The organism is Microvirga sp. TS319, from assembly GCF_041276405.1.
Classification (GTDB): domain Bacteria; phylum Pseudomonadota; class Alphaproteobacteria; order Rhizobiales; family Beijerinckiaceae; genus Microvirga.
Window position 1 is genome coordinate 1,105,498 of sequence record NZ_JBGGGT010000002.1, and the last position, 21,374, is coordinate 1,126,871.

General features: G+C 64.1%; 19 protein-coding genes. 9 read left to right on the plus strand and 10 right to left on the minus strand.

All coding sequences use genetic code 11. From position 1 onward, the window contains the following. Positions 1–91: 91 nt before the first annotated feature. Positions 92–3,562, minus strand: a complete 3,471-nt coding sequence (gene carB / locus AB8841_RS14690; protein WP_370436574.1) for a carbamoyl-phosphate synthase large subunit — start codon at positions 3,560–3,562, stop codon at positions 92–94. A 308-nt stretch (positions 3,563–3,870) separates the two neighbouring features. Between carB and AB8841_RS14695 the strand changes: the two genes are divergently transcribed. Then, complete coding sequence (locus AB8841_RS14695) at positions 3,871–4,692, plus strand: SDR family NAD(P)-dependent oxidoreductase (RefSeq protein WP_370436575.1); 822 nt, start codon at positions 3,871–3,873, stop codon at positions 4,690–4,692. Further along, positions 4,689–5,084, plus strand: a complete 396-nt coding sequence (locus AB8841_RS14700; RefSeq protein WP_370436576.1) for a GtrA family protein — start codon at positions 4,689–4,691, stop codon at positions 5,082–5,084. Before AB8841_RS14695 ends, AB8841_RS14700 begins: the two co-directional genes overlap by 4 nt. An 87-nt stretch (positions 5,085–5,171) precedes the next feature. On the opposite strand, the gene AB8841_RS14705 is transcribed toward AB8841_RS14700, so the two are convergent. The 4 genes from AB8841_RS14705 to carA form a co-directional block, all read right to left on the minus strand. Then, positions 5,172–5,864 carry a class I SAM-dependent methyltransferase gene (locus tag AB8841_RS14705; protein ID WP_370436577.1) on the minus strand — a complete coding sequence of 231 codons (693 nt, stop codon included), beginning with the start codon at positions 5,862–5,864 and terminating at the stop codon, positions 5,172–5,174. A 110-nt stretch (positions 5,865–5,974) separates the two neighbouring features. Next, the gene (locus tag AB8841_RS14710; RefSeq protein WP_370436578.1) at positions 5,975–6,523 is read right to left on the minus strand and encodes a cupin domain-containing protein; all 549 of its coding nucleotides are present in this window, start codon (positions 6,521–6,523) and stop codon (positions 5,975–5,977) included. A 104-nt stretch (positions 6,524–6,627) separates the two neighbouring features. Then, entirely contained in the window at positions 6,628–7,002 is a 375-nt protein-coding gene (locus AB8841_RS14715; RefSeq protein ID WP_370436579.1) for a hypothetical protein, read from the minus strand. Between the two features lie 204 nt (positions 7,003–7,206). Next, positions 7,207–8,406 (minus strand): glutamine-hydrolyzing carbamoyl-phosphate synthase small subunit, encoded by a 1,200-nt coding sequence (gene carA / locus AB8841_RS14720; RefSeq protein ID WP_370436580.1) that lies wholly within the window; start codon positions 8,404–8,406, stop codon positions 7,207–7,209. 144 nt (positions 8,407–8,550) lie between these two features. On the opposite strand from carA, the gene AB8841_RS14725 reads away from it, so the two are divergent. Then, a complete protein-coding gene (locus AB8841_RS14725; protein ID WP_370436581.1) occupies positions 8,551–9,009 on the plus strand; it encodes a GatB/YqeY domain-containing protein in 459 nt (152 codons plus the stop codon). An 836-nt stretch (positions 9,010–9,845) separates the two neighbouring features. Here the strand turns inward: AB8841_RS14725 and AB8841_RS14730 are convergent. Further along, a complete protein-coding gene (locus AB8841_RS14730; RefSeq protein WP_370436582.1) occupies positions 9,846–10,601 on the minus strand; it encodes an MBL fold metallo-hydrolase in 756 nt (251 codons plus the stop codon). Between the two features lie 147 nt (positions 10,602–10,748). Here AB8841_RS14730 and AB8841_RS14735 point away from each other — a divergent pair, with 147 nt between their 5' ends. Further along, positions 10,749–11,405, plus strand: coding sequence for a TetR/AcrR family transcriptional regulator (locus AB8841_RS14735; protein ID WP_370436583.1), 657 nt, complete (start codon positions 10,749–10,751; stop codon positions 11,403–11,405). A gap of 53 nt (positions 11,406–11,458) precedes the next feature. Here AB8841_RS14735 and AB8841_RS14740 read toward each other — a convergent pair whose 3' ends face one another. After that, on the minus strand, positions 11,459–12,046 hold the full coding sequence (locus AB8841_RS14740; protein WP_370436584.1) for a cysteine hydrolase family protein: 588 nt from the start codon (positions 12,044–12,046) through the stop codon (positions 11,459–11,461). Between the two features lie 113 nt (positions 12,047–12,159). Here AB8841_RS14740 and AB8841_RS14745 point away from each other — a divergent pair, with 113 nt between their 5' ends. Next, a complete protein-coding gene (locus tag AB8841_RS14745) occupies positions 12,160–12,591 on the plus strand; it encodes an Lrp/AsnC family transcriptional regulator (protein ID WP_370436585.1) in 432 nt (143 codons plus the stop codon). A gap of 277 nt (positions 12,592–12,868) precedes the next feature. On the opposite strand, the gene AB8841_RS14750 is transcribed toward AB8841_RS14745, so the two are convergent. After that, positions 12,869–13,117: a hypothetical protein gene (locus AB8841_RS14750; RefSeq protein ID WP_370436586.1), complete on the minus strand. Its 249-nt coding sequence runs from the start codon at positions 13,115–13,117 to the stop codon at positions 12,869–12,871. A gap of 176 nt (positions 13,118–13,293) precedes the next feature. On the opposite strand from AB8841_RS14750, the gene AB8841_RS14755 reads away from it, so the two are divergent. After that, on the plus strand, positions 13,294–13,950 hold the full coding sequence (locus AB8841_RS14755) for a response regulator transcription factor (protein ID WP_370436587.1): 657 nt from the start codon (positions 13,294–13,296) through the stop codon (positions 13,948–13,950). Continuing rightward, entirely contained in the window at positions 13,947–15,263 is a 1,317-nt protein-coding gene (locus AB8841_RS14760; RefSeq protein ID WP_370436588.1) for a sensor histidine kinase, read from the plus strand. The genes AB8841_RS14755 and AB8841_RS14760 overlap by 4 nt, the downstream gene beginning before the upstream one ends. Positions 15,264–15,307: 44 nt before the next feature. Here the strand turns inward: AB8841_RS14760 and AB8841_RS14765 are convergent, their stop codons facing one another. After that, on the minus strand, positions 15,308–15,460 hold the full coding sequence (locus AB8841_RS14765; RefSeq protein ID WP_370436589.1) for a hypothetical protein: 153 nt from the start codon (positions 15,458–15,460) through the stop codon (positions 15,308–15,310). A 62-nt stretch (positions 15,461–15,522) separates the two neighbouring features. On the opposite strand from AB8841_RS14765, the gene dnaG reads away from it, so the two are divergent. Together dnaG and rpoD are read left to right on the plus strand one after the other, a co-directional pair. After that, positions 15,523–17,421, plus strand: coding sequence for a DNA primase (gene dnaG / locus AB8841_RS14770; protein WP_370436590.1), 1,899 nt, complete (start codon positions 15,523–15,525; stop codon positions 17,419–17,421). 167 nt (positions 17,422–17,588) lie between these two features. Next, complete coding sequence (gene rpoD, locus AB8841_RS14775) at positions 17,589–19,583, plus strand: RNA polymerase sigma factor RpoD (RefSeq protein ID WP_370436591.1); 1,995 nt, start codon at positions 17,589–17,591, stop codon at positions 19,581–19,583. 390 nt (positions 19,584–19,973) lie between these two features. On the opposite strand, the gene AB8841_RS14780 is transcribed toward rpoD, so the two are convergent. After that, the gene (locus AB8841_RS14780) at positions 19,974–21,236 is read right to left on the minus strand and encodes an MgtC/SapB family protein (RefSeq protein ID WP_370436592.1); all 1,263 of its coding nucleotides are present in this window, start codon (positions 21,234–21,236) and stop codon (positions 19,974–19,976) included. Between the last annotated feature and the right edge of the window lie 138 nt (positions 21,237–21,374).

The following is a 21,374-nucleotide window of genomic DNA, read 5'->3' on the forward strand; positions in this document are numbered from 1 at the left end:
AAAGAGGTACGAGGCCGCTGTTTCCAGCGCCCTCGCAAGTCAACGAAAACTTACCAGAAGCTTCGCAGTTCCATTGTGCAGGCCGAGGGCCTCAGGCGAAATAATCCTGAAGCGCTCGAACCTCGAGATCACCGCCGAGATAGGCCTTGATGCCCTCGGCTGCAGCGATCGCTCCTGCAAGAGTGGTGTAGTAAGGTATCTTATGCAAGAGGGCAGCCTGTCGAAGTGAGCGAGAATCTGACAAAGCGCCTGCACCTTCAGTGGTATTGAAGACCAGCTGGATGTCGCCGTTCTTCATGGCGTCGACCACGTGGGGACGGCCTTCCAGCACCTTGTTGATGCGCTTCGCCTTGACGCCCTGTTCCACCAGATATTTCTGGGTTCCGGCCGTCGCGAGGATCTGGAAACCGGCCTCTTCCAGCATTCGAACCGCCGGTAGAATGCGCGGCTTGTCCGAATCGCGGACCGACACGAACAGGGTTCCGGTCTTCGGCACCTGGCTGCCGGCCCCGAGCTGGCTCTTGGCGAAGGCCACGCCGAAGCTGCGGTCGAGACCAATGACCTCGCCCGTCGAGCGCATTTCCGGCCCGAGCAGGACGTCCACGCCCGGGAAGCGGGCGAACGGGAAGACGGCCTCCTTCACGCCGATATGCGGCAGTTCCTTCGGGGCGAGCGCGAAGGTGCCGAGGGACTCTCCCGCCATCACGCGGGCCGCGATCTTGGCGATCGGCTCGCCGATGACCTTGGCCACGAAGGGTACCGTGCGCGAGGCGCGGGGGTTCACCTCCAGCACGTAGATGGTCCCGTCCTTGATGGCGTACTGCACGTTCATCAGGCCGCCCACGTCGAGGCCAAGGGCGAGGGCCTTCGTCTGGCGCTCCAGCTCGGCCATGATCTCCTCGGAGAGGGAGCGGGGCGGCAGCGAGCAGGCGGAATCGCCCGAGTGGATGCCGGCCTCCTCGATATGCTCCATGATGCCCGCGATGAAGACGTCCTTGCCGTCGCAGAGGCAATCCACGTCCACCTCGATGGCGTCCGAGAGGTAGCGGTCGAAGAGCAGCGGGTTCTTGCCCAGGACCGTGTTGATCTGGCCCGTCTTGTCGTTGGGGTAGCGCGCCTTGATGTCCGACGGGATCAGGCTGGGCAGGGTGCCGAGCAGGTAATCCTCGAACTGGGCCTCGTCGCGGATGATCGCCATGGCCCGGCCGCCGAGCACGTAGGACGGGCGCACGACGAAGGGCAGGCCGAGATCGGCGGCGATCAGGCGAGCCTGCTCCACGGAATAGGCGATGCCGTTCTTGGGCTGCTTCAGATGCAGCTTGTCCAGCAGGCGCTTGAACCGGTCCCGGTCCTCGGCGAGATCGATGGCGTCCGGCGAGGTGCCGAGAATGCGCACATCCGCCTCTTCCAGGGCATGGGCGAGCTTGAGCGGGGTCTGGCCGCCGAACTGCACGATCACGCCGTGGAGGGTGCCCCTGGAGCGCTCGGTCTCGATGATCTCCAGCACGTCCTCCTGCGTCAGCGGCTCGAAATAGAGCCGGTCGGAGGTGTCGTAGTCGGTCGAGACCGTCTCCGGGTTGCAGTTGATCATGATGGTCTCGTAGCCCGCGTCCTTGAGCGCGAAGCAGGCATGGCAGCAGCAGTAATCGAACTCGATTCCCTGGCCGATGCGGTTCGGGCCGCCGCCCAGGATGATGACCTTCCTGGCGTCGGACGGATCGGCCTCGTCGGCGGGATTGCCCGCGAACGGGGCGGTGTAGCTCGAATACATGTAGGCCGTGGGCGAGGCGAATTCCGCCGCGCAGGTGTCGATGCGCTTAAAGACCGGTCGCACGCCCAGGGCCCGGCGCGCCTCGCGCACCTCGGTCTCGGTCACACCGGTCAGAACCGCGAGGCGGGCATCGGAGAAGCCCAGAGCCTTGACTTGGCGGAAGGTGCCCGGGGTCTTCGGTAGACCGTGGGCCTTCACCCTGGCTTCCATGTCGACGATGTCCTGGAGCTGCTCCAGGAACCAGCGGTCGATCTTGCAGGATTCGTAGACCTCGTCATGGCTGATGCCGAGGCGCAGCGCCTGGGCGACCTTCAGGATGCGGTCGGGGGTCGGCGTGCCCAGCGCCGCCTTGATGGCGTTCCTGTCGTCGCCCTTGCCGAGGCCCTCGATCTCGATTTCGTCGAGGCCGGTGAGGCCGGTTTCGAGGGAGCGCAGGGCCTTCTGCAGGGACTCCGGGAAGGAGCGCCCGATGGCCATGGCCTCGCCCACGGACTTCATGGCCGTGGTGAGGGTGGGCTCGGCGCCGGGGAACTTCTCGAAGGCGAAGCGCGGGATCTTCGTGACCACGTAGTCGATGGTGGGCTCGAAGGAGGCCGGCGTCGCACCGCCCGTGATGTCGTTGGCGATCTCGTCGAGGGTGTAGCCCACCGCGAGCTTCGCCGCGACCTTGGCGATCGGGAACCCCGTGGCCTTGGAGGCCAGCGCCGAGGAGCGCGACACGCGCGGGTTCATTTCGATCACGATCATGCGCCCGTTCTCGGGGTTGATCGCGAACTGAACGTTCGAGCCGCCGGTCTCGACGCCGATCTCGCGCAGAACCGCCAGCGAGGCGTCGCGCATGATCTGGTATTCCTTGTCGGTGAGCGTCAGCGCGGGCGCGACCGTGATCGAATCGCCCGTGTGGACGCCCATCGGGTCGAAATTCTCGATCGAGCAGATGATGATGCAGTTGTCCGCCTTGTCGCGGACGACCTCCATCTCGTACTCCTTCCAGCCGAGCACGCTTTCCTCGATCAGCACCTCGTTGGTCGGGGAGGCGTCGAGGCCGCGCTCGACGATGTCGAGGAATTCCTCGCGGTTATAGGCGATGCCGCCGCCGGTGCCCCCCATGGTGAAGGAGGGGCGGAGGATGGCCGGCAGTCCCACCTCGGCCAAGGCCAGCAGAGCCTCGCCCATGGCGTGCTCCTGATAGCGCTTGCGGCGGTCGTTCTCGCCCGCGTCCCATTTGAGCTTGTAGGCGGCGATCACGCGCTTCTTGTCGCCTGGATGCATGTCGAGGGCTTCGAGGCGGGCGAGCTCGGCCAGATAGGCGTCCCGGTCCGCCTTCTTCAGGGCCGAGGCGTTGGCGAGACGGGATTTGGGGGTGTCGAGGCCGATCTTGGTCATGGCCTCGCGGAAGAGCTGGCGGTCCTCGGCCTTGTCGATGGCCTCGGCCGTCGCGCCGATCATCTCCACGTCGAACTTCTCGAGCACGCCCATCTTCTTCAGCGACAGGGCGCAGTTCAGCGCCGTCTGGCCGCCCATGGTGGGCAGGATCGCGTCCGGGCGCTCCTTCTCGATGATCTTGGCCACGATCTCGGGCGTGATCGGCTCCACGTAGGTGGCGTCCGCGAGATCGGGGTCGGTCATGATCGTCGCAGGGTTCGAATTCACCAGGACGACGCGGTAGCCTTCCTCCTTGAGAGCCTTCACGGCCTGTGTGCCGGAATAATCGAATTCGCAGGCCTGACCGATAATGATCGGTCCTGCGCCGATGATGAGAATGGAGGAGATGTCTGTCCGCTTCGGCATAGGGCCACCCAGGCGTGTCCAGCCGCGCGGCCGCATGATGCGGCGCTTCAAGCGCAGCCGGGATGTGTCAGATTGAAGGTTGAGTGAGGCTCTTACACGCACACGCCGCAAATTCAAAGGCCTTAGCGCATCGTGCGGAAAAGTGGACCCGGTTTTCCGCCCTGAGCGATGCGCTCATCCAAGAAGGAAGCATCGGCTAAAATCCCAAAAGTGGAATCCACTTTTCACGTCCGATGCTGACCTATGATTTGGCGACAGGTCTCCCCATGCGGCATGATCGACCGGGCGAATCTTGAAGGAGGCCGAGCATGGCTGACGAACCGCGGTGGGCCGTCATCACCGGGGCATCGAGCGGAATCGGGGCGGAAATGGCCCGGGTCTTCGCGGCCAGAGGCTATGCCCTGGTTCTCGCGGCCCGGCGGCATGAGCGTCTGGAGGCCCTGGGCGAGGAGATCCAGAAAAACCACGGCGTTCCTGTGGAGGTCATGGCTCTCGACCTGGAGGACAGGGGCGCTCCGCAGGACCTCGCCGAGATGCTCCGCGATCAGGGTATCCGGGCGCATACGCTCGTGAACAATGCCGGATTCGGCCTGCGGGGAGACTTCGCGACGCTGCCCTTCGAGCGGCAGATGGCGATGATCGACCTGAACGTCTCGGCCGTGACGGCCCTCTGCCGTCTGCTGCTGCCCGGCATGCTGGAGCGCGGGCAAGGCGGCATCCTGAACGTGGCCTCGACCTCGGCCTTTCAGGCAGGGCCTCACATGGCGGTTTATTATGCCACGAAGGCCTATGTGCTCTCCCTCTCCGAGGCCCTATACGAGGAGGCGAAGGCCCGGGGCGTGACGGTGACAGCCCTGTGCCCTGGATCGACCGAGAGCGAGTTCTCCGCAACGGCCGACGTGGAATATTCCAGAGCTCTTAGGCCCAGCATCATGTCGGCCGCAGAGGTGGCGCGGATCGGTGTCGACGGCTACGAGGCCGGCAGAGCCATCGTGATCCCGGGTCGCACCAACTGGATCGGGGCCCTGGGTTCCAAGTTTCTTCCGCGCGCCATCGTCCGCAAAATCGCCGGAAGCCTGCAGCGGGGTGAAGTGACGAAGTCTGCGAAAGAGGCTAACGAGGGAGCGTGACCGCGCTTTCTTCCTTTCACCGCCTGTCCCGCCAGTTCGCGGCCTTCTTCGGAGTAGGGCTCGCGGCGGCCGTGGTGCATTACGGCCTGCTCATCCTTCTCGTCGAAGGGGGCGGGAGCCATCCCGTGCCCGCGACTCTCGCCGGCTACGTGGCGGGCGGATTGGTGTCCTATGGCCTGAACCGCCGGCATACCTACCGGAGCAGCCGGCCGCACCGGGAGGCGACCTGGCGTTTCGCGATGGTTGCCTTGGTCGGATTCCTTCTGACGTGGTTTTCGATGCATATTCTGGTGGAATGGGTAGGAGGGCCCTACCTGCCGGCGCAGATCGTCACCACGGGCGTCGTCATGATCTGGAGTTTCCTGGCCCACAAGGCCTGGACCTTCGCATGACGCCATCGCCGTGTCGGGCTTGTTCCGGCGGGCGGGTCATTTCGGGATCGGCGCCCGCGAGGAGCGCCGCTGCCTCCGCGAGGAGAATCAGGCAGGCCATGCCATGAAGGTCATCCGTGCCTGGTTGTGGCCGAAATTGCGGGCGGCGCGCTCGGCCCTGAAGCCGGCATCCTGAAGAATGTCGATCATCTCGTCCTCGCCATACTGGGCAAGGCCGATTTCCTCGCGGATCCGGCGGTAGTCGGAGAATGCCGTACGGGCGAGGCCCTTGAGGGCCGATGCCAGGAAGCCGCCCCGCCAGGCGAAGGCGAGAAGGGCCTTGGCGTCGGTGAGCGGGCTCACGTCGGGCGGGATGACGTCCGCAATGACGAGCCTGCCCCCGTGCTTCAGCTTCGCGCGCCAGAGCTTCAGAAGGGCGCGCAGGTCTTCGAGAGAAAGGTACTGCAGCAGCGAATTCACCACCACGAGATCGAGCGATTCATCCGCCAGACCGGCGATTTCCTCGGGGGCCAGGATTGCGACGCGCCCGTTGCGGCCGAATTTCGCCTGCAGCCGCTCGCGCACGAGCGGCGCGGCGTCGCTCAGGAAAAGCCTGCCGCACCTCGCCGCAACCTGATCCGCAAAGAGGGCTTCGCCGCAGCCGTAGTCGAGCACGGATGCATCGGGCGAGGGGATGAGCCCGATGATGTCGTTCGCCACAAGCTTGTAATGCAAAAGCTTGTGCCGCCCGCCCGAATAGATCGGTGTGTCCTGGTTCCAGTAGTCTCGCCAGTTCGTCATGAGGCGAGTTCTAGCGCATCGTGCGAAAAAGTGGATCCGGTTTTTCGCAAGAACGAGGCGCACCTCTAGGAAGGAGCACCGGACCCAAGCTTACGCTGGCGTCATCACGTTCAGGACCACAGCTTCGCCAGCGGACCCTCCGCGCCGTCCACGGGATCGGAATCGGGAAGCGGAACCTGGCCGATCCGCTGCTGCGAGGAGGCCAGGGCTCCGGGATCGTCCCGGATGGTGTCGTAGGAGCGGCCGTCCGGATAGGCGCCCACCACGGCGAAATCGTCGCTCGCATTGATGAGCGCATGCGCCACCCCGGCCGGGATGACGACGACGTCGCCTGCCGATACGGCAACGAGTTCGCCATCCTCGCCGCCGAAGCGCACGGACGCGGATCCCGAGACGACGCCCAGCACCTCATGGGTATTCGGATGGTAGTGTTGGTAATCGTGGATGGTGTCCATCCAGGCGTTGGTCCAGCCGTTCTTGGCGAAGGTGGCCTTGAAGGCTTTCGCCGGATTGTCCTGGGCGGGCGAAACGGCGCCGCGGCGGACGATCAGCGGCAGAGGCGAATTCGGCACGATGCCGTTGCTTTGGAAGACGTATGTCTCCGTGCCGAGCGGCGCATTGTAGCCCTTCGGGTCGCCATATCCTTTTGCCTGAGCCATGCGGATCTCCCTTCTCGTTCGGGAGGGGAACGCATGGCCCACGCGAAAGATCGAGCTGGGGCGTTCAGGCCAGGCCCTAGATGCCCGGTCCTACATGCCCGGTCCTACATGCCGAGGAACATCGCCGCGACGGCGCGGTCGATGGAGAGATAGAACATGGCGAACGCCACGGCCGCCGCGATGCCGAATTCGATGGCCTGGTTCTTCAGGAGACGGAACCGGGCGAGAATGTTCTGGCCGAAAATCGAGATCAGCCATGCGGTCGTCAGCACGACGGGGAAGATGAAGAGATATGACCAGGTGCTTTCGGCCGGTCCCACATTCGACGGATCGAGGAGCGGGCGGATGTTGCGCACCCACGGGGCATAGGCCGCCGCATACAGCGACGTCAGCCAGGCTAGCGTGACGGCCACGCCGAGATGAAAGGTGAAGAGATTGTGCAAGCGGCTGAATTCGCCGGAATCGTGATCGAAATCCATCGGAGAAACCCCCAGGGAAGCCCGGAATCATTGGTTGTTATGGTTAATCATTGGTTACCGCGATTTGGCCGCAAAGGGCAACGTTCGCCTTTGTCGCGGCGGCGCGCAAAGTGACAAAAAGCACAGGATGGCGGTTGAAAAGAAAAGCGCCGCCCCGGGTGGGAGCGGCGCATGGCCTGTTCGTTCGGAGGGGAGGGTGGCCGATTACTGCCCGGCCTTGCCCTCATCCATCAGCTTCACGAAGCGATCGAAGAGGTAGTGGCTGTCCTGCGGCCCCGGGGAGGCCTCCGGGTGGTACTGCACCGAGAAGGCCGGGCGATCGGTCAGCGCGATGCCGCAATTCGAGCCGTCGAACAGGGAAACGTGGGTCTCCACCGCGTTCTTCGGCAGGGTCTCCGGGTCCACCGCGAAACCGTGGTTCATGGACGTGATCTCGACCTTGCCGGTGGTCTTGTCCTTGACCGGATGGTTCGCGCCGTGATGGCCCTGGTGCATCTTTTTGGTTCTGGCGCCGACGGCCAGGCTCAGCATCTGGTGCCCGAGGCAGATTCCGAAGGTCGGGATCTTCTGGTCCAGCACCTTCTGGATGACCGGCACGGCATATTCGCCGGTTGCCGCCGGGTCGCCGGGGCCGTTGGAGAGGAACACCCCGTCGGGCTTCAGAGCCAGAACGTCCTCGGCCGTCGCCGTGGCGGGCACCACCGTGACCTTGCAGCCGGCGCGGGCCAGGAGGCGCAGGATGTTGCGCTTCACGCCGTAATCGATGGCGACGACGTGATGCTTCGGTTCCGCCTGCTGATTTCCGTAGCCTTCACCCCTCGTCCAGGTCGTCTCCTCCCAGTCGAACCGCTGGGTGCTGGTCACCAGGGGGACCAGATCCTGTCCGTCCATGGAGGGCAGGGCGGCGGCCTTGGCCTTGAGGGCTTCCAGGTCGAACATGCCGTTCGGGCTATGGGCGATGACGGCGTTCGGCATGCCCTTGTCGCGGATCAGGGCGGTGAGCGCCCGGGTGTCGATGCCGCTCAGGCCGACGATCTGACGGGCTTTGAGCCAGGCATCCAGGTCGCGGGAGGCGCGCCAGTTGGACGGCTCGGTGATGGTCGCGGCCAGCACCACGCCGCGCACGCCGGAGGACGAGGCGGCGTTCACGCTCTCGATATCCTCGTCATTCGTGCCGACATTGCCGATATGCGGGAAGGTGAAGGTGATGATCTGCCCGGCATAGGAAGGGTCCGTCAGGATTTCCTGATAGCCGGTCATGGCCGTGTTGAAGCAGACCTCGCCGGTGGCCTCGCCCTCTGCGCCGATGCCGAAGCCTTCCAGCACCGTGCCGTCCTGGAGCACGAGAACGGCCGTCGCGCGCGGCTCTTCCCAGCCACCCGCCGTGTCTTTGTCTTGCAGCATCGTCATGATCTCTTGTAAGTCCGGGGCCAGCAGGCCGTGCTTGAACAGGCCCGTCTTGGGCCGCCGTGAACTGTTCCCGTGACTTAAGGGGCCGTTCGCATTCCGTCAACGCTTGAGCCGCCTTAAATTCAAAGGAGATCCGCAATGCTGCGCGAACGTTTCACCGCCGACATGAAAGAGGCCATGAAGGCCGGGGACAAGGGCCGGCTCGGCGCGATCCGCCTGATTCAGGCCGCCCTGAAGGACAAGGACATCGAGGCCCGCGGCGCAGGCAAGGAGCCGCTGTCGGACGAGGACATCCTCGCCCTCCTGCAGAAAATGGTGAAGCAGCGCCAGGAATCGATCACCATGTACGAGCAGGGTGGTCGGACCGAGCTGGCTCAACAGGAAAAGAACGAGGTCGAGGTGATCTCCTCCTATCTGCCCAAGCAGATGGACGAGGCCGAGATGAAGGCCGCCATCGAGGCGGCCATTGCCGAGACCGGCGCCGCCTCGATGAAGGATATGGGCAAGGTCGTGGCTGCCCTCCGGGCCAAGTACGCGGGGCGCATGGATTTCGCCAAGGCCAGCGGCCTCGTGAAGGATATGCTCCCGAAGGGGTGATCCGTCGTGATCGCCGAGGCGCGGCTTTGACGACAGCATCGGGTGTGAAATCGAACCCGCCCCCGATGCTGTAAGCCTATGGTCTCAAGCATCTTTTCACGCAGAACCGGTGCAGGCTTTGGCGTCCGATGCTCTGGAGCTGATTCCACCGACATGGAATCAGTCCCTTTCTTTGGCCGAAAGGCTCGAACGCAGGAAGTGGACGTGTCCTTTTGGGATCGATCCGATGCTCCCGTCTTGGAAAGAGCGCAGCGTGGGGCCATGGCGGCAACATGCACGGATGAGATGGGTCGTCATGCCCTCCCTCATCATGCCCGGCCTTGAGCCGGGCATCCACGTCTTGATGGTTCCTCCGCTCAAAAGACGTGGATGGCCGTAAACCAAGTGCGGCCATGTCGGGAGAGTCGGGCCGAAGGGAGCGGCATCGATCCGAAGCGTACCAGGATCCCAGGCGTGCCAAGTCGCCTGTTTGTCCAATGCTCTGGCGCGGCCCCCGGGCCCGCACGATGCGCGAGCCGCCTTTTTCGGGGACCGGACCCACTTTGCCGAAAATGCTCGAGAGAGCCCCACCCGGGCGCAGTCTGGGCCGCCCTTCGTCAACGAACGGCTCGCCCTCTCACCGCTTTTCCAGGATCGCGGCTCGCCAGTCCCCCGGGCGAGCCGCGGCCGTGGCCGTCTTGCGGGCTTTCCTTGAGAAGAGGGTGGCCAAGAGACGTAATAGAAGGGTCGGCAGAACAAATCGGACCATGTAAACTTCCCGTCGCGTGACTTCCCCCGGTGGTGCTCCGAGGCCTCGACTCGAGAGGCGCCCTCCGGGAGATCCGGGCGCCTTGGCCTTAGGCGACCTTGCCTTCCATGACCGCATCCCTGAAGTCGCTCGTGCGGCGGTCGTAATCGTCCGCCAGCGCGTGGAGCGCGGCCGTGCAATCGCCCGAGAAGGACGAGCCGTGCATCAGCGCCAGCGTGCGCGGCGACAGCTTTGCGAGGTCCCGGATCGTCGCGCCCATATTGGGGCTGAGGCCGGAATACTTGAACAGATCCTCGCCCGCGATCGCCGGACCGACGATGTCGCCATCGGTCAGGGCCGGTCCATCGCCGAGCTGGGTGAAGAGGTCGCCGCACAGCAGGGTGCCGGTCGATTCCTCATAGACTACACCCGCATCCCATCCGTGCGGCGTATGCGGGGTGTCGATGTAGCGGACCCGCTTTCCGCCACCCAGATCGATCACTTCGCCGTCCTTCAGCTCGCGGGGCGTACGGTCCGCCATGTCGTTCACCGACACATTGCAGCCCGTATAGCCGTGGGCGAGCTGCGCCTGCGGGGAGACCGCGAGCCACTCGTTCATCGCGCCGCACTCGTCGGCCTCGTAGTGACCCCAGGTGATCCAGCGCAGGCGCTCGAGAGGAATGATGCGGCTCACTGCGTCCCGGTTCAGCGGGAACATCTTCCGCAGGCCGGTGTGGAACATGAGCGGCTCGTCGCCCAGGATGAGAAACTGATTGAAGGTAAAGCCCGCCGGCGGGGCGATCTGCGGCACGAAGGTCGAGAGCCTGTAGATGCCGTTGGCGATTTCGCTGATCTTCGTTTCCATGACTTCCTCCGTGCAATGATCTGGTCGGCCCCTGCAGGCCACCGGGGCAACAATGGACTTTTATTCGTTTTGAGAGTACATACGTGTGTAGTGAATAATGAAACATCTGTCAATATGAATGCACATTCCTGTGCAGCGAAAGAGGTCATGGCGCGGACTTACACTCTCAAACGGCGTGCGGAGCAGCAGGCGGAAACCCGGCGGCGCATCGTCGAAGCGGCGGTGGAAATGCACAGCACCGTCGGTCCCGCGCTCACCACCGTCAGCATGGTGGCGGAGCGGGCGGGCGTTCAGCGGCACACGTTCTATGCGCATTTTCCGGATGAGCGCAGTCTTATGATGGCCTGTTCGGGGCTGGCGCTGGAGCGCGACCCTCTCCCTGATGCCAGGGCTTGGCGCACGATCAGGGATGAGGGCGAGCGGATCCGGGCAGGCCTTGCGGCGATCTACGGCTGGTACGAGCGCAACGCCGATATGGCCGCATGCGTGTTGCGCGATGCCGAATATCATCCCTTGACGAGGGAAGTCGCTGCGCTCCGCTTCGGACCCTCCATGACGGCCTATCACGACGTGCTCGGCGAGACGCTGAGCGCCACACAGCGCGCGATGCTGCACCTTGCCCTCAGCTTCTTCACTTGGCGGACCCTGGTGCGCGAAAGCGCCCTTGAACGGGGCGCCGCCGTCGAAGCCATGGTCCAGGCCATCCATTGTGCCGAGACGCGGGAGCCCCGCCCGCTCCCGAGCAAGGCTAAAGCATCTGACCCAAAAGTGGGAACCGGTTTTGCGTCCGATGCTGTAGGCTGAGAGCGGCCGGATGAGAGCGGGGATCCGGTCGCCGTCGGGAAGGAAAGGGTGCCTCAGGCGGCCGCGACCGCTTCGGAACGCTTGAGCGCCTCGACAATATCCCGCGTAGCGAGCACCTCGGCGAATTCGAAGCCTAAAGTCGCCACATGAACGGCATGGACGGTTTCCGCCGGAACTGTGCCGCCTCTGCCGTCGGGCAGATCGAAACAATCGCAGGCGTCCTCGACCAGGACCATGCGGTAGCCGAGATTGGCGCCCATGCGCACCGTGGTTGAGACGCACATGTCGGTCGAAATGCCGAAGACCACGATGGTGTCGGTTCCAAGCCGCCGGAGGCGCAGGTCGAGATCGGTGCCGATGAAGGCCGAGTTCACGCTCTTGGTGACGAGCGGTTCGTCGCCGCGCGGGCCGAAGCCCTCCCGAAAGCCGTTGCCCGGCTGGCCGGGGCGGAGGGTCGAGCCCGGTTCGGTGGAATCGTGCCTGACATGGACAAGCGGTTTCCCCGCCTTCCGCCAGGCGTCGAGCAGCAGGAGCCCGTTGGGATCGACGGCCCGGTTCCAGCGGCGCGGCCAGGACGGGCCGTCAAAGGCTTTCTGCAAGTCGATGGGCAGAAGGATTGCGTTCGTGAGATCGAGCGGCATCGGAAGCTCCTTGTGAAACAGAGCCTTCATCTTCATGAACGCTCGGCCGGTTTCACTCGACAAGATGACGGCGGTACCGGCTAAATGCCGGTCGACATATCTAATGAGGCATCATGCTCGACGACAAAGACAGGATTCTCGTTGGGGCCTTGCGGGCAAACGCGAGGGAAAGCCTCGTCGGCCTGGCTCGCCGGGTCGGTCTGTCCCGCAGCGCGACCCAGGAGAGGATGCGGCGCCTCGAGCGAGAGGGCGTCATCAAGGGCTATACGGTGGAGCTTGCGTCAGTGCAGGATTCCGCCGTGAACGCCATGATCGCCGTGACCTTCGAGCCCGGCTTTCGCTGCCGGCAGATCGTGCCCATCCTGTCCGGAATTCCCGAGATCATGGCGTGCCACTCGCTGACGGGTGCCATCGACCTGATGGTCATGGTCGCCTGCGATTCCAATGCGACCCTCAACACGATCAGGGATGCCGTCGCGGCCGTCAAAGGCGTTGCCACCGCCACGACGCATATCGTCCTGGCGACGGAGTGGTCGCGGAGCTGAAGGCTCGATTCGAGGCGAGCCACGACGCGTCTACGATCAGGATTACGGGACATTATCCTGGGGTGTCCCGGGGATCCACGCCATCAATGGACGGGACACGCCCGGCCATGACGAGAGAGTACGAAACGCCCTCTCATCGTCACGGCCGAGGCAGGCTTCGTGATGGTGATGCACAACACCGGGACCTCGCTCCGCAATCGCCGGCTCGGGGTCTAGGCCATTTCCGTCCCGCAACGCTGCGTGTCGCGGAAAGGAGCCTTGCGTCGAAATTTCAGGTTCAGCGAGTCGATCCGGTCGAAGTCGGATTAGCGTTCTTGTTCTTGTTCATCGCCGTGTGATGCCGAGGGGTATGGTTCTTGGCCGTGTGATGCCGGACCGTCGCATGCTTCTGGGGCTTGGGCGCCTCGGAGCCCATCGAAGGCTGTGAGGATTGCGACGGCTGCTGCGCCGGCGTCGCGGCCTGTGCCGCCAGGGGGGCTGCCATGAGGCAGACGAGAGCCGAAGTGGTGATCAGGAACGTCTTCATCGGATTTCTCCATTGCACGAGGTACTCTGTCTGTACCTGGCCGCGATGGTACCTGCCCCGACTTAGGGGAAAATGAGGGCTCACGTTGCGAGTTCTTCGGGCGATGGCGGCAAAATGCATCCTTGAGCGTTCCTCTTGTTGGCGTTGAACTCGTCTTTCAACAAAGGGCGTGTGACATGCGGATTCTGCTGGTCGAGGACGATCCTCTGATCGGACGCAGCTTGACCCAGGCCTTCGAAGGGACGGGGATCGCGGTCGATTGGGCCCGTACGGGCGAGGATGCTCTCGTAGCCCTCAGTGCGACGCCGTATTCCGTTGTGCTGCTCGACCTGGGGCTGCCCGACAAGGCCGGCCTCGACGTCCTGAAGGACTTGCGGCGCCGCAAGGATACGACACCCGTCCTGATCATCACGGCGCATGACGATATCGAGACCCGAGTGGCAGGCCTCGATCTCGGCGCAGACGACTTCGTGGTGAAGCCCTTCGATTTCGACGAACTCGCGGCCCGGATCAGGGCCGTCGTCCGTCGTCACGCCGGGCATGCCACGTCGCTGATCCAGTCGTCCGAAATCGTGCTGGATCTCGCAGGTCGTCAGGCGACCTACAAGGGCGTTTCCCAGCTTCTGCCGGCGCGTGAGTTCGCGCTCATGCAGGCGCTGCTGGAGCGGCCCGGAGCCATCCTGTCGCGAAAGCAGCTGGAGGATGCGCTCTATGGGTGGGGCGAGGAGGTCGAGAGCAACGCCGTCGACGTTCTGATCTATTATATCCGCCGCAAGTTCGACAACGACATCATCCGCAATGTCCGGGGTGTCGGCTGGATGGTCGCCAAATGACGCATCGAAGCTCACTCCGCAAACAGCTCACGATGTGGTTCACGCTGCTTCTGATCTCTTTCGGGCTGGCGGGCGGCGTGGGAGCCTACATCGTCGCGCAGCAGGATCCCGACAATTTCCTCGACGATCAGATGCGGGGTATCGCGCTCGATGTGGTCGGCTCCGTCGACGACCTGGCCCAGATGCCCGCGCCTCCGCTGAACGCGTCCGATATGATCGTCGTGCAGGCCTGGGATCCGGATGGGCGCTTGCTCAAATCCTTTCCGCCCAACTTCGATCTGCCCCGTCAAACGAAGACCGGCTTTTCGAGTTTCACCACTCCGGAGGGAGGATGGCGCAGCTATACCTGGGTCCTGGATGACGGGACCGTCCAGGTTTCGCAGCAGGCACTGGTGCGCAGGGAACTCGCCCTCAAGGCGGCTTTGCCGGCGCTCGTCACCACCTTTCTGCTCATTCCCATCTCCTGGCTCCTGGTGCGGTGGGTCGTCGGCCGTATTCTCAGCCCGGTGGACCATCTGACCCGCGATCTGCTGGCGCGGCAGCCCGACTCGACGCAGCAGCTTTCCTCCTCCGACCTTCCCGGTGAGATCGTCCCCCTCGTCGGAGCGATGAACGAAGCCCTTTCGCGCGTCAGGATCATGCTGACCGCTCAGCGGCAGTTCGTCTCGAATGCCGCGCATCAGCTACGCACCCCTCTCACTGCCCTCAGAATTCAGGTGCGCAACCTGCGGCAGCTGGGGAACCTTACCGGGGCAGGCGGAATGCTCGATGAAATGGAGCTCGGCATCCTGCGGATGTCGGCCCTGACCAGCCAACTGCTCGTGCTCGCGCGCGCGGAAACCCTTCCGGCTCTCGATGCCCCCGCGCCGGTCCCGCTTTCGGAAGTCCTGCAGGAGGCGATCGCCTGTCTGATACCGCAGGCGGAGAGCAAGGAGATCACGATTTCCTCGGCCGAAATGGCGCCGATTCCGATCAGGGCCGAGCGGCACGATCTCGAGATGCTGTTCTCGAACCTGCTCGACAATGCGATCCGCTACACGCCGCGCGGCGGGCATGTCGATCTTTCGTTCCGGTCGGAGGAGGGAACGGTGACTGTCGAGATCGCCGACACGGGGCAGGGGATCCCTGAAGAGCTGCTCCCCCGCGTGTTCGATCCCTTCGTTCGCGGAACGGGCGACCAGGAGGGAACGGGGCTCGGGCTCTCGATCGTCAAGGCTCTGGCAGCCCGGGTCGGGGCGCAGGTCCTGCTCGACAATCGCGCGGACCGGAGCGGCCTCGTGGCGCGGGTGGAGCTGCCGGTCGCCCATCCCTGAGGGGCGGATGACCGTATCGGCGAGAACCGAAGCTGTCGCCGGCTTCATCGATGCTTGAAAATCTTGCGGGAGCCGATGGCCGGCAGTTCGAGCGCCAGCAGGATCGAATGAAACGATCTATCGTAGGAATTGCCGATCCGCCGTCTGGAAGAAGCGGTCCGCACCTGTGGATTGCGGGCACAGGACGGCTTGGCCATTCTCTTTCATTCTCCAGCTTCGCCGCCCTAGTTTATGGAGCAGGTTTGGAGATTTACGCTTCGTGCGCTACCCGCCCCAGATTCTGGAAGAGATCCGCGCCCGGCTGCCGGTTTCGGCCGTCGTGGGCAAGCGCGTCCGCCTGAAGAAAGCAGGACGGGAATGGAAGGGCCTCTCCCCCTTCAATACGGAGAAGACGCCGTCCTTCTACGTGAACGACCAGAAACAGTTCTATCACTGCTTCTCGTCCGGCAAGCACGGGGACATCTTCACGTTCGTCATGGAGACCGAAGGGCTCTCCTTCCCGGAGGCGGTGGAGCGGCTGGCGGGTGAGGCGGGAGTGCCCCTGCCCAAGCTCGCGCCCGAGGACCGGGCCGAGGAGGTGAAGCGCAAGACGCTCTACGACGTCATGGAGATGGCGGCCGAGTTCTTCGAGACCTCTCTTCAAGGGCGCTTCGGGCTGAAGCCGCGCGATTACCTGGCGGGCCGCTCGTTGAGCCCGGAGACGCAGAAGCGCTTCCGGATCGGCTATGCGCCTCCGGAGCGCTTTTCCCTGCGCGATCATCTCGCCGGGAAGGGCGTTTCCATCGAGATGATGGTGGAGGCGGGACTGTTGATCGCAGCCGAGGACGTGAAGGTCCCTTACGACCGCTTCCGCGATCGGGTGATGTTCCCGATCTGCGACGTGCGAGGTCGCGTGATCGCCTTCGGCGGGCGCGCCATGAGCGCCGATGCGCCGGCGAAATACCTGAACTCGCCGGATACGCCGCTCTTCAACAAGGGGCGGCTTCTCTACAACTATCACCTCGCGCGCCAAGCCGCCCACGACCGGGGCACGGTGATTGCGGTCGAGGGCTATGTGGATGTGATCTCGCTGACCGTCGCGGGCTTTCCCAACGCGGTCGCTCCCCTCGGGACGGCGCTTACGGAGGACCAGCTTACGCTTCTGTGGCGCCTCTCGGAAGAGCCGATCCTCTGCTTCGACGGCGACAAGGCCGGCCAGCGGGCAGCCTATCGCGCCCTCGATACGGCGCTGCCGAACATCGCCGCCGGCAGATCCCTGCGCTTTGCCCTGTTGCCCGAGGGCCAGGATCCGGACGACCTGGCCCGTTCCGGTGGGCGGAGCGCGGTCGAGCGGGTGCTCGCCACGGCCAAGCCCCTGGTGGACGTCCTCTGGGCGCGGGAGGCCGAGGCTGCTCCCCTCGACACCCCCGAGCGGCGGGCCGCTCTGGAGCGCCGACTGCGCGAATCACTTGCGCTGATTCGCGACGAAACCCTCAAACGGTACTACCGGGAGGAGATCGAAAGCCGTCTTGCGGCTTTAAGCCCCGATCCTCGCGCCGGTCGTTTCAACCGTCAGGGGAGAGGGGGGCGGCGGGATTTCCGTGGGCCCGGTCCAACCACCCCGAGCGCCCGTTTGAGCGTGTCGCCGCTCCTGGCGCGCAGCCCTCTCTTTACCGGTGGAACGGCGGAAAGCCCCCGGGAGGCGATGATGCTCTGCACCTTCCTGGCGCATCCGGACCTCATTCAAAATCACGCAGAAACCCTTGCAGATCTTGAACTTGAGGGGCGCGCCGCCCAAATGATGCGCAGTCTCCTGCTGGATGGCGCCGCGAGCGGCGAACCGGCCGATCCGACCGTGATGCAGGCCCGCCTGGAGCGGGCCGGGATGAGCCAGGCGGCGGACAGGTTGAACGCCCTGGTCCGTCCCGGCGACCGCTGGATGCTCGATCCGCACGCGGATCCCTTGCGGCTTGAAGACGCATTGAGGCAAGCCATCACCTTGCATCGCCGTGCGCGCACGTTACATAGCGAACTTCGGGCCGCCGAGCGCGCACTCGCCGAAGAGGACAATGAGGCCAATCTCGCCTGGCTGCGAGAGGTCCAAAACCAACTGTCCTCCGTCGAGGGTGCCGAGGCCGACTTGGACAAGAACGGGTCCGCTGGGGGAGCCGGTTTCTGAGATCGAGATGAGGCCCTCGCGGGCGGGAGTTGGTTAACGGTTAGTCAATTGACTTACTGTTTTATAGTCAGGAATTTCCGGGTGGCCGGGCCCAGAGGCCTTGCTGCCCATTCGCGCATCGTAGGTCCCGTTGGGGGGGCCGACGGGGCGCTGGAGTAAGGCAAAGCATGGCAACGAAGGCAACCGAACGGGAAGAAGGCGAGACGACAGCTCCGGAGCAAACGAGCGATGGGCCTCTGCTCGACCTGAGCGATGCCGCCGTTAAACGGATGATCAAGCTCGCGAAGAAGCGCGGCTATGTCACGTATGATGAGTTGAACGAGGTTCTGCCTCCGGAGGAGTTCTCCTCGGAGCAGATCGAGGATGTGCTCGGCCAGCTTTCCGAGATGGGCATCAATGTCGTCGAGTCCGAGGAGACGGAGGAGGGCGCCCAGACCGAGGCGGAGGAGGAAGAGGCCGACGGCGGCGATCTCGTCGAGGCGTCCCAGACCCGTGCCGTCGCGGTCCGCGAGACCACGGCCAAGGAACCGACCGACCGCACGGACGACCCGGTGCGCATGTATCTGCGCGAGATGGGCTCGGTGGAGCTTCTCTCCCGCGAAGGCGAAATCGCCATTGCAAAGCGCATCGAGGCCGGCCGCGAGGCCATGATCGCGGGCCTCTGCGAAAGCCCGCTGACCTTCCAGGCCATCATCATCTGGCGCGACGAGCTCGTCGAAGGCCGGGTGCTCCTGCGCGACATCATCGATCTCGAGGCCACCTATGCCGGACCCGACGGCAAGGGCGCGCCCAAGGTCGATGCCCTGGGCGAGGAGAGCGAGGAAGAGGCGCCGGAGGGCGAGGAGGGGTTGACCCCGCCCGAGGGCGAGATGGACGACGACGACATGGAGAACAACGTGTCGCTCTCGGCCATGGAGGCCGAGCTAAAGCCGCGGGTTCTCGAGACCTTCGATTCCATCGCCGACAACTACAAGAAGCTGCGCCGCCTCCAGGTCGAGCATGTGGAGCAGCGCATGCAGAACAAGCAGCTGACCCCGGCTCAGGAGCGCAAGTACCGCGAGCTGAAGTCGGATATCGTGGCTGCGGTGAAGTCGCTGTCGCTGAACAACAACCGCATCGAAGCGCTGGTCGAGCAGCTCTACGACATCAACAAGCGCCTCATCTCCCATGAGGGCCGCCTGATGCGTCTGGCCGAGAGCCATGGCGTCGCCCGCGAGGAGTTCCTCAGGCACTACCAGGGTTGGGAACTCGATCCCAAATGGGTGCTGCGCGTCTCGAAGCTCGGCGGCAGAGGCTGGAAGGACTTCGTCGCCAAGGCGAAGGACGGCATCCACGACCTGCGCGAGCAGATCCACAACCTGGCGAGCGAGACCGGCCTGGAAATCCAGGAATTCCGCCGCATCGTCATGATGGTGCAGAAGGGCGAGCGCGAAGCGCGCCAGGCGAAGAAGGAAATGATCGAGGCGAACCTGCGTCTCGTGATCTCCATCGCCAAGAAGTACACGAACCGCGGCCTTCAGTTCCTGGATCTGATCCAGGAGGGCAATATCGGCCTCATGAAGGCGGTCGACAAGTTCGAGTACCGCCGCGGTTACAAGTTCTCGACCTATGCTACGTGGTGGATTCGTCAGGCGATCACGCGCTCCATTGCCGATCAGGCCCGCACGATCCGCATCCCGGTGCACATGATCGAGACGATCAACAAGATCGTCCGTACGTCGCGCCAGATGCTGCATGAGATCGGCCGCGAGCCGACTCCGGAGGAGCTGGCGGAAAAGCTCGCCATGCCGCTGGAGAAGGTGCGCAAGGTTCTCAAGATAGCCAAGGAGCCGATCTCCCTCGAAACGCCTATCGGCGACGAGGAGGATTCGCATCTCGGCGACTTCATCGAGGACAAGAATGCGATCCTGCCCATCGACGCGGCGATCCAGTCGAACCTGCGCGAGACCACCACGCGCGTTCTGGCTTCGCTCACGCCGCGCGAGGAACGCGTGCTGCGCATGCGCTTCGGCATCGGCATGAACACCGACCACACCCTCGAAGAGGTCGGTCAGCAGTTCTCGGTGACCCGCGAGCGCATTCGTCAGATCGAGGCGAAGGCCTTGCGCAAGCTGAAGCATCCTTCGCGGTCGCGGAAGCTCAGGAGCTTCCTGGACAACTGAGCAGGTTAAAAAGGCGGGCCTCACAGCCCGCCTTTTTCTTGCGGCAATGATCCAATGCGGGAGCGGTCTTGGAAATCGTCGAAGCTTGGTACGACGAGATCGATAACAGTGTTGAACTCACATCCTTGAGTGAAATCAACCGCATGAGGTCATTGGGGCTTGGCTGGAAAAGCCCATTCTCCTGCATCGAATAGAAGCCGACTCGCTGGAGGCGGCCCGTGAATTGCACCAGGAGAAAATGGATTGGGATAACTTCGGGGTTCAGATGGACCTCGTCGCAACCTGCCCTCAGTGCGGAGTTCGCTACTTTGTGCAGAGATCCACTTCGTGCCCCAGCTGCGAAGCCGCAAATTGAGAGAACTGATCGCGCTCTCGCTTTCGCGCTACAGCTTACCAATTGAAGAACACAAATGCCGTCCCGCCTGCCACGATGGCCGCGAGGCTCGTGCCGGAGACGATCCATCCGGCTTTCGGCGTTCCCAAGGTGAGCGTCATTCCAGCCTTCACGACCGTGTTGACGGCAACGGCGATGCCGATGCCGAGCGCGGCGGCGCCGGCAGAAATTCCGTCGTGCGACAGGCGGGCAAGGGACAGCGTGATCGCATCGACATCCGCGAGGCCCGAGATGGCCGCGAGGATCGTGAGGCCCGCGTTGCCCATGAGGCCGCTCATCAGCTTCGCAAGCAGGCTGATGGCGGCGATCAGCGCAGCCAGCTGCAGGGCCGTTCCGAGATCGAAGGGATTTTTGATATCCAATCGAGGATGCTCCTTGCTTCCTTTGCCGCGGGTCAGGAAGAGCAGGCCCGCCGTGGCGGCGGTCACGAAGCCCGCCGCTCCCAGCGGCCACGCGAGCGGCAGAACGAGAGCGTTGTTCAAGGCGCCCGCGATGACGAGGACGCGCACGATCATGACCGAGCCCGAGAGCAGGATGCCGCCGGCCAACAGAGAGCTCGCCTCCGGGTGCTCGCGCGCCATGCGCGAGAGGGTCGCCGTCGTTGCGGTCGACGAGGCAAGACCTCCCGCAAGGGCTGCCAGGGCCACGCCGGCCTGGCTGCCCATGATGCGGATGGCGACATACCCCGCGAACGAGATGGCCGCGATGATGATCGCGTAAAGCCAGATCTGCGCCGGGTTGATCGCATCCCAGGGGGCCACCGTTCCGTTCGGCAGCAGCGGGAGCGCCAGGAACGTCATGGCCAGCAGGATAAGGACGGAGCGGATTTCGAGCCATGTCAGGCGCCGGAGCCAGGAGTGAAGCGGCTGCTTGAGGGCGAGAATGAGGGTCACGATCACACCGACCGCGATCGCAATCTGCAGATCGCCCAGTACCGCATAGGCGCCGAGGGCGAAGGTCAGCAGGGCCGCGATCACACCCGTTACGCTGAAGTTCTGCTCGCTCTTGGCTTCCAGCCAGGCGAAGGCCCCGAACGCGATCGCGAAACCGAGGAAGGAGAGGCCGAGAAAGGCGGGATTCGTATATGTCCCAAGGAGAGCCGACAGGGCGCCAAGCACGGCCGTGAGCGTGTAGGTCCGCAAACCCGCCGTGCGTTCGCCTTCCTCTTCATCCCGCTGTTGCCAGCCGCGCACGAGGCCGACGAGAAGCCCTATGGCGAGCGCAACGCCCAGACGCAGAAGAAGAGACGTGTCGTTCATGGCCCGGTCTACCTTGTGCCGCTTGTGGGGCTGCGAGCTGTGCCTCCTGGGTCGGCCCTTCGGCGTCCTGGTATCATGGCCAAGCTTAGGAAGACAGTCACGGGAACGAGACGGCTCAACAATCTGCCATGCTCACGC